At 72.2% G+C, this 8137-nt stretch carries 5 protein-coding genes and 1 pseudogene; 1 reads left to right on the top strand and 5 read right to left on the bottom strand.

The genetic code is table 11. The features are described from left to right. Positions 1–145: 145 nt before the first annotated feature. The 5 genes from ACH9EU_RS12045 to ACH9EU_RS12025 form a co-directional block, all read right to left on the bottom strand. Positions 146–1177 carry a 6-phosphofructokinase gene (locus tag ACH9EU_RS12045; RefSeq protein WP_396414151.1) on the bottom strand — a complete coding sequence of 344 codons (1032 nt, stop codon included), beginning with the start codon at positions 1175–1177 and terminating at the stop codon, positions 146–148. Between the two features lie 70 nt (positions 1178–1247). Beyond that, the gene (locus ACH9EU_RS12040; protein ID WP_396414150.1) at positions 1248–2966 is read right to left on the bottom strand and encodes a glycoside hydrolase family 13 protein; all 1719 of its coding nucleotides are present in this window, start codon (positions 2964–2966) and stop codon (positions 1248–1250) included. Continuing rightward, complete coding sequence (locus ACH9EU_RS12035; RefSeq protein WP_396414149.1) at positions 2963–4894, bottom strand: alpha-amylase family glycosyl hydrolase; 1932 nt, start codon at positions 4892–4894, stop codon at positions 2963–2965. Before ACH9EU_RS12035 ends, ACH9EU_RS12040 begins: the two co-directional genes overlap by 4 nt. Before the next feature lie 118 nt (positions 4895–5012). Then, positions 5013–6062, bottom strand: a complete 1050-nt coding sequence (locus tag ACH9EU_RS12030; protein WP_396414148.1) for a substrate-binding domain-containing protein — start codon at positions 6060–6062, stop codon at positions 5013–5015. Continuing rightward, positions 6023–7750 carry a glycoside hydrolase family 13 protein gene (locus tag ACH9EU_RS12025; protein WP_396414147.1) on the bottom strand — a complete coding sequence of 576 codons (1728 nt, stop codon included), beginning with the start codon at positions 7748–7750 and terminating at the stop codon, positions 6023–6025. Before ACH9EU_RS12025 ends, ACH9EU_RS12030 begins: the two co-directional genes overlap by 40 nt. A gap of 259 nt (positions 7751–8009) precedes the next feature. Between ACH9EU_RS12025 and ACH9EU_RS12020 the strand changes: the two are divergent. Further along, positions 8010–8137: pseudogene (locus ACH9EU_RS12020) on the top strand (sugar ABC transporter ATP-binding protein); the annotation flags it as partial.

Below are 8137 nucleotides of genomic sequence, written 5' to 3'. Positions count from 1 at the left end.
TCGTCGTCACGGAGGACGGGCAGCGCTGGGCCGCCGCGCAGCAGGTCGTCGTCGCTCCGGACGCCGGGCAGGTCGTCGGGCGGCGCTCGGGCTTCCTGCGCGGGCCCCGGGGGGCGCACGGCTAGCGCACGCCCCCGGGGCCCGGTCAGCGGCCGAAGAGGACCTTGGCCTCGTCCCAGCGGTGCTGGGGGACGGTCTTGAGTCCGGCGAGGGCGTCCTCGAAGGGGACGCGGACCATGTCGGTGCCGCGGATGGCGACCATCTTCCCCCACTGCTTGGCGTGGACGAGGTCGACCACGGCCAGGCCGTAGCGGGTGGCCAGGACCCGGTCGAAGCCGGTGGGGGCCCCGCCGCGCTGGATGTGGCCCAGGATGGTGTTGCGGGTCTCGATGCCGGTGCGCGCCTCGATCTGCTCGGTGACGTGCTCCCCGACCCCGCCCAGGCGGGGCCGGCCGGAGGCCTCGGTGCCCCTGCCGGCCACGACGTCGTCGGCGCCCTCGGGGATGAAGCCCTCGGCCACGACGACCAGCGGGGAGCGGCCGCGGTCGTGGACCTCGCTCACCCAGGCGCAGACCTGGTCCATGGAGACCTGCTGCTCGGGGATCAGCACGGCGTGGGCCCCGGCCGACATCCCGGAGTGCAGGGCGATCCAGCCGACGTGGCGGCCCATGACCTCCGCGACCATGGCCCGGTGGTGGGACTCCCCGGTGGTGCGCAGCCGGTCCATGGCGTCGGTGGCGATGGACACGGCGGTGTCGAAGCCGAAGGTGTAGTCGGTGGCCTGCAGGTCGTTGTCGATGGTCTTGGGGACCCCGACCACGGGCAGCCCGGCCTCGGCCAGGCGCTTGGCCCCGGCCAGGGTGCCCTCCCCGCCGACGGCGACGATCGCGTCGATGTGGTGGCGCTCGAGCATGACCGCGATCTTCTCGGGGCCGCCGCCGGGGCCCTCGTAGGGGTTGGTGCGGGAGGTGCCCAGGATGGTCCCGCCCTCCCGGGCCAGGCCGCGGACCCGGGTGCGGGGCAGGTCCATGATGTCGCCGTCCACGACCCCGCGCCAGCCGTCGCGGAAGCCCACGAACTCGTGGCCGTAGGTCTTGATCCCGTGCAGCACCGCCCCGCGGATCACGGCGTTGAGGCCGGGGCAGTCCCCGCCGCTGGTCAGCAGTCCGATCTTCATCCGTGCAGTCTCCTGGGGTCTCGAGGCGTGAGGGGTGCGGCCGGTTCCGGGGGAGCCGTGGTCGTGGTGATCAGCGCAGGATCCACGCCGTGGTGGCGGGAGGCAGGGCGCCGTGCTCGAGCGGCCCGCTGGCGAGCAGGATCTCGCCGTCGGGCAGCGGCACGGGGGCGGAGCCGAAGTTGGTGACGCTGTGCCAACCACCGGGCCGGGCGAAGTGGACGACCTGCGGGTCGGCCTCGTCCACCCAGTCCAGCTGCTCGGGGCCCTGCAGCCGGCCGCGCAGAGCCAGGGCGGCCCGGTAGAGGTTCAGGGTGGAGTCGGGGTCCCGCTCCTGGGCCTCGGCGGCGGCGTCGCGGAACCACTCCGGCTGGGGCAGGTGAGCGCCGGTGGCGCTGAACCCGTATGCGGTGCCGTCCGGACTCCAGGGCAGCGGGACACGGCAGCCGTCGCGGCCGATGTCGACCCCGGGGTTGCGGAAGAACGCCGGGTCCTGCCGGTCCCCGGGGGCGATCTCGGCGACCTCGTGCAGGCCCAGTTCCTCGCCCTGGTACAGGTAGGCCGAGCCGGGCAGGGCGAGCATGAGCAGGGTCGCCGCCCGGGCCCGCTGCAGGCCCTTCTCCCGGTCCAGACGCTCGGCCGGTGCGCCGGCGAGCAGCCAGCCCTTGGCGCCGCGGCCGCCCTCCATGGGGGCGCCGGTGGTCTCCTCGGCGGCGTCGGCCGGCTCGGCGGCGAGCCCGTAGCGGGTGGGGTGGCGCACGACGTCGTGGTTGGAGAACACCCAGGTGGAGGAGGCCCCGGTGGCGGCCGCCTCGGCGAGGTTCTTGGCGATGATCGAGCGGAACCGGCCGGCGTCGAAGTCGGCGGTGAGCAGGTCGAAGTTGAAGGCCTGGCCCAGTCCTTCGGGGCTGGCGTAGCGGGCCCGGCGGTCCGGGTGGACCCAGGCCTCGGCCACGGCGGTGCGCGGCGGGTCGTACTCGTCGAAGACCGACCGCCACTGGGCGTAGATCTCGTGCACCTCGTCGCGGTCCCAGAACGGGTGGTGGCCGTGGTGGACGTCCGGGTCCGGCAGGTTCTCCCAGGTCGGCAGGGACTCCGGCAGGTGCTTGGTCAGCGCGTGCGCCACGTCCACCCGGAACCCGTCCACGCCGCGGTCGGACCAGAAGCGCAGAGTCCTCAGGAAGTCCGCCCGGACCTCCTCGTTGTCCCAGTTGAAGTCCGGCTGCTCCTTGGCGAACAGGTGGAGGTACCACTGTCCCGGCGTGCCGTCGGGCTCGGTGATCCGCTCCCAGGCGGGCCCGCCGAAGACGGACTGCCAGTCCGAGGGCGGCAGGTCGCCGTCCGGGCCCAGCCCGTCGCGGAAGACGTACCGGTCGCGGGCGGGCGAACCGGCCGGGGAGGCCAGGGCCTGGCGGAACCACGCGTGGCGGTCGGAGGAGTGGTTGGGGACGATGTCGACGATCAGCTTGATCCCCGCCTCGTGCAGCGCCGCGGTCATCTCGTCGAAGTCCGCCAGGGTCCCCAGCTTCGGGTCCACGTCGCGGTAGTCGTCGACGTCGTAGCCGCCGTCGGCCAGCGCCGAGGGGTAGAAGGGGCTCAGCCACACCGCGTCGACCCCCAGCCCGGCGAGGTACGGGACCTTGGCGGTGATGCCGGCGATGTCGCCCAGCCCGTCGCCGTCCGCGTCGTAGAAGCTGCGGGGATAGATCTGGTAGACGGTCGCCTGGCGCCACCAGTCCGGGTCGTGGGAGTGCTCGCCGGTCGAGGAGCGGATGGGGGAAGAAGCAGTCATCGGGATTTCTTTCCTTTCGGGGTGGTGGCCGGGGCCACGGGACGGCGGGGTCGGTCGAGCGAGGCGCAGCGCCACAGGGAAAAGGCCGGTCCGCCGCTGGGCAGGGTGATCGTGTCGTCGGAGTCGGCGTGGAGGTCCGGGGTGCCGGCGAGCCCGCTGAGGTGGGTGCCGACGACGTGAGCGGGCAGCCGGACGGAGCCGTGGTCGGCGCGCGCGGCGTGGACGAGGACGGCTTCACCGGGCGACTCCCGCAGAAAGGTGAAGGCGTCCTCGCCCACGGCGAGCCACCGCATTCCGCCGTGGCGGAGGGCCACGGATCGGTGACGTGCGCCGAAAAGAGCTCGTGTGGTGGCGAGCCTCTCGTGGTCCCATCCGCCGGGGTCGTCCCAGGGGAAGGGGCGGCGACCGTCTTCGCCGTTGAGGCCCTCCTGGCCGATCTCGTCCCCCGCCCAGAGCATGGGGATGCCGGGCATGGTGGCCAGCAGGCCGAACGCCACGGTCACGAGTCGCCGGTCCCCGAGCATGGTGGCGATCCGCATGGTGTCGTGGGAACCGACGAGGTTGAGGGCGTGTGCGGTGGCCCGCCACGGGGCGGCGGCGGCGAAGTCGCGCATCGAGCCGACCACGTCCACTCCCGACAGCCGGGGGATGGCCGTGAAGGGGCCCGGTTCGAACGGCACGGGGGAGGCCGGCTTCAGCCACTGCCACACCGGACGGGTGAATCCGGCGTAGTTCATGACGCCGTGCCAGCCGTCGACCTGCAGGTCCTGGGACGCGTCATGGCTGTGCTCGGCCAGCAGCAGGGACTCGGGGTCGGCTGCGGCCATCGTCTGGCGCAGAGTGGTCGACACCATGTGGTTGAGGTCGGTGGTGCCGTGCCGTCCCGTCATGTTGGCGACGTCGATGCGCCATCCGTCCAGCCGGTGGGGCCCCAGCCACCGGGCCACCACGGAGTCCGGGCCTTCGTAGAGGCGTCGGCGCAGTTCGGGGTTGCTGTGGTCGAACTTGGGAAGGGACTTGTGCCCGAACCAGCACACGTACTCGTCGGGATGCCGGGTGAAGAGGAAGAAGCCGGCCTCCGGGCTGTGCGGGTCGTCGATCGCGGTCCTGAACCACTCGTGGGCGTCGCCGCAGTGGTTCGTCGTGAGGTCTCCGAGCAGATGCATGCCACGGGCGTGCAGGGCGTCCGACAGGCGGCCGAGGGCGGCGTCTCCGCCGAGCAGCGGATCCACGTGGTCGAAGCTGGACGCGTCGTAGCGGTGGTTGGAACGAGCCGGGAACGTCGGTGTCAGGTAGACCGTGTTCGCACCGAGTGAGGCGATGTGCTCCAGGTGGTCGACGATCCCGTCGAGGTCCCCGCCGTAGTACTGGTAGGGGGTCTCCGGTCCTCGGCCGATGACCCCGTTCTCCCACGCCTCCGGGATCGCCCAGTCGGGGGCGGGCCGGTCGACGGACTTCGCGTACCGGTCGGGAAAGATCTGGTACAGGACCGCGTCGTCGGCCCACGCCGGCGGCGGGGCGTAGGTCGTGATCCGGAAATCGGAGGCGTCGGTGACATCGCGGGTGTGCAGACCTGTTCCGTTGAGCCACCGGTAGGCGCCGGGGCCTCCGTCGAGCAGCCAACGGTAGTTCACCATCGGGTTCTCCACCCGGACGTCGGCGCGCAGCCAGACCTCGTGCTCGTCCTGCCGGTCCGTTCTCGTTCCGACGAGGGCCTGTTCCCCGTCGATGCACACCCGCAGCAGGGCCTGTGTGACACCGCTGGCCCTGGGGACCCGCAGGAACATCGTGACGGTTTCGCCCAGGCCCGGGGAGGGGTTCGAGACGTACATCGCCGATCCGTCATGGTGGGGCTGGTTCCACAGCCGGTTCATCACGGCTCCTCCACGGTCGGTCCTTGTGCTGGTGGTCGGCAGTCCGGTCGTCATCCGTGCACTCTCCTGAGGTCTCGAGGCGTGAGGGGTGGGGACGGCTTCGCCGGAAGGGGGCGTGCAGAGCCCTGTGCCCGGTCGGGAACCGTGCGGCCGTGATGGCCGCCGGAGCGGGTCAGGCGGGGGCCGGGCCGGTGGAGGAGCGGACGACGAAGTGGGCGGGGATGATCTCGTCCGTCGGTTCTCCGGCCGTCCCGGCCAGCTGCTCGAGAACACGGCCGACGGCACGGACACCCTGCTGCCGGGCCTGCTGGTCGATGGTCGTGAGCCCGAAGGCCTCCCCGAGGGGGTGCGCGTCGATGCCGATGACGGACAGGTCCCCGGGGACGGTGAGCCCGAGGTCCCTCGCGGCCAGGATCGCCCCGGCCCCCATCTCGTCGGAGGCGCTGAAGATCGCCGTGGGGCGGTCCGCGGGGTCCGCCAGGAGGTTCTTGACCCTCTGGTACGCGTCGGTGAACGAGTAGTCGGCGATGAGCGACCAGGCAGGCTCCACGGGCAGGCCCGCCTGCGCCATCGCCTGTTCGTAGCCCGCGCGCCGGCCGCTGGACATGGCGAAGTAGCGGGGCTGCTCCTCCTCGCCGCCGAGATGGCCGATCCGCCGGTGCCCCAGGTGGATCAGGTGCTCCGTGGCGCGGCGGCCGACGTCGGCCTCGTCGATGCTGATGGTGGGCACGCCCGTCAGGGGACCGCCGACCCCCACCACCGGGATCCCGCCGGAGAGCAGCTGGTCCGTCTCCGCCGGATCGAGGGGGAGGGCGACCGCCACGGCGGCGTCGAGCCGCTTGCGCAGGAGGAAGTCCGTCAGGACGGTCTCCCGGTAGCGGTCGCCCTGGAAGTTGTAGAGGGCCAGGTCGTACCCGGCTTCGGTGAGGGCCGCCGACACGCCTTCGAGCACGGTCGAGAAGTACCAGCGGTCGACGTAGGGCAGCACCACGCCGATGTTGCGGCTGCGGCCGCTGGCCAGGCTCGACGCGTGGTAGGACACGACGAAGCCCAGCTCGTGGGCCGCCTGCTGCACCCTGGCCCGGGCGCGGGAGGAGACGTGGCCCTTGCCGCTGAGCGCGCGGGAGACCGTCGCGGTGGACACGCCGGCCCGGTCGGCGACGTCCTGGAGCCGCGGCGGGTTCACGGCGTCGTCGTCGTGGGCTCGGCCGTCTGCAGCCATATGCACTCCTCCGGGCTCAGGACACGCGGCATGGACGTCCCCGGGCGGCTGCGCGCCAGGACCGGCAGGTCTGGCAGCTCCACCGGGGTGGTGCCCGTGTTGAGCAGCACCAGGACGTCGTTGTTGACGAATCCTAGGCAATCCTGCCCGCCGAGGTCCTCCGCCCAGGCCAGGGAGCCCGAGCCGAGCCCGTGCGATCGCCGCAGGCTCAGCGCCGTCCGGTAGAGGGAGAGCGTGGACGACGGGTCCTGGCTCTGCGCCTCGCGGGAGAGCTCCGCCCACCCCTCCGGCTGCGGCAACCAGGACGCGCCGGTGGCGCTGTAGCCGCACGACGGCCCCGTCCTGGTCCACGGCAGCGGGACCCGGCAGCCGTCGCGGCCCAGGCGTTCACCGGCGGTGCGGCGGTAGGTGGGGTCCTGCCGGAACTCGTGGGGCAGGGTCGTGTGGTCCGGCAGGCCCAGCTCCTCGCCCTGGTAGAGGTACACCCCGCCCGGGAGGCCGAGCATGAGCAGGGACGCGGCCCGCGCCCGGCGCGTGCCCAGGGTGTGGTCGGGCTGCTCGTCCTCCGCCCCGATGCCGTCGCCCGGGCGCGCCACGGCGTCGCCCTGGCCGAGACGCGTCGTGTGCCGGACGACGTCGTGGTTGGACAGGACCCAGGTGGTCGGGGCGCCGACCGCGTCGAAGGCCTCGATGGACGAGGTGACGATGCGGCGCAGCTCCGTGGCGTCCCACGGCGCCGCCAGGTAGGAGAAGTTGAACGTCTGGTGCATCTGGTCCGGGCGCACCCAGTCGGCCAGGCGCGTCAGCGGTTCCACGCTAGCCTCGGCGCACAGGATCCGCTCGCCGTCGTACTCCGCGAGGACCTCCCGCCAGCGGCGGTAGATGTCGTGGATCTGCGGCTGCCCGAACATCGGTGCGTCCGTGAACGGGAAGCCGGGGACGCTGCCGCCGTCGGCGCGGCCTCCCCAGTCGGGCAGGCCCTGCGCCTTGACCAGGGCGTGGGCGACGTCGACCCGGAAACCCGCGACCCCGCGGTCGAGCCAGAAGCGCAGGATCCGCTCGAACTCGGCCCGGACGAGCTCGTCGTCCCAGTTGAAGTCGGGCTGCGAGGAGTCGAAGAGGTGCAGGTACCACTGGCCGAGGCTTCCGTCCGCCTCGACCACCCTGGTCCAGGCCGGACCGCCGAAGTGCGACTTCCAGTTGTTGGGGGGCAGCTCCCCCGACCCGCCCCTGCCGTCCCGGAAGACGAACGCGTCCCGCTCCGGACTGCCGGGGGCGGCGGCGAGGGCTCGCCGGAACAGCACGTGCTCCCGGGAGCAGTGGTTGGGCACCAGGTCGATGATGACCTTCACGGAGTGGGCGTCGGCCGCGGCCACGAGCGCGTCGAAGTCCTCGAGCGTCCCGAGGGCGGCGTCGACGTCGCAGTAGTCGCTGACGTCGTAGCCTCCGTCGAGCTGGGGGGAGGGGTAGAAGGGCGAGAGCCAGATCGCGTCGATGTCGAGCTCGGCCAGCCGGGGCAGCTCGGCGGTGATGCCGGCGAGATCGCCGACGCCGTCCCCGTCGAGGTCCCGGAACGAGCGGGGGTACACCTGGTAGATCACCGACGAGCGCCACCACTCGGGCTCGTGATCGCGGTCGTGGACGGACGTGAGGTGCAGCGACTGGAGTTCGCCGAAGGTCGTGGACATGCGATTCATCGTAGGCCGGATTCAGGCCATCTGTAAACGCTCTCAGGTCGAAAACCCCTGCGGAACAAGGATGATGAAAGGTATGGACACCACTTCTGATAGCGCTTACAGTAGTGACCTGACTCACGCATCCATCCTCGTCCGCTGCTTCCGACCACCCCGGTCGCGCCCGCCGCCTCGGCGGGGCGCCGGCGAACCGCCCGGGCCGCGCCGTCCCCCGGTCCTCCCGGGCAGGACGCTCCTGAAAGGAACACCGCTCATGTCTTCTGTCGTCTACGACCGTGTCACCTGTCAGTACCCCGGGGCGGCCTCGCCCTCGGTGACCGACCTGTCCCTGGAGATCGCCGACGGGGAGTTCCTCGTCCTGGTCGGGCCCTCCGGCTGCGG

It is taken from the genome of Kocuria rhizosphaerae (genome assembly GCF_044462265.1).
In the GTDB taxonomy this organism is placed as follows: domain Bacteria; phylum Actinomycetota; class Actinomycetes; order Actinomycetales; family Micrococcaceae; genus Kocuria; species Kocuria rhizosphaerae.
Note: the sequence above shows the minus strand (reverse complement) of the source record. Positions and strands in the feature narration are given on the sequence as shown.